General features: G+C 37.8%; 1 protein-coding gene. It reads left to right on the top strand.

The features are described 5' to 3' along the window. Positions 1 to 312: hemoblobin-interacting domain-containing protein (locus DLK05_RS17365; RefSeq protein WP_127345129.1), on the top strand; the 312-nt coding region annotated here is incomplete at both ends.

The following is a 312-nucleotide window of genomic DNA, read 5'->3' on the forward strand; positions in this document are numbered from 1 at the left end:
TTGATTCTAACTTTGATGTTGGTTATAGTGAAGACACAAATTGGGAAACCAAAATAACTACGGTAACCTATAATGGAACAAGTCTGACTGAAACAACAGATTATACATTAAATACTGTACCAAATACCATAACATTAAAACCAGGAGGGGGAAATTCAGCCTTACAAACAGCAGGAACAGCAGATTTAATCATTTCAGCTACAGGTTATGGCGATGCTTCTGTTTCGCAAATTATAGGACATGGAGCTGTTAATAAATTGGCAATTACAACAGAGCCCGGAGCACCTGCCGCAAATGGTGGAGATTTAAATC

Source organism: Ancylomarina longa, assembly GCF_003996985.1.
In the GTDB taxonomy this organism is placed as follows: domain Bacteria; phylum Bacteroidota; class Bacteroidia; order Bacteroidales; family Marinifilaceae; genus Ancylomarina_A; species Ancylomarina_A longa.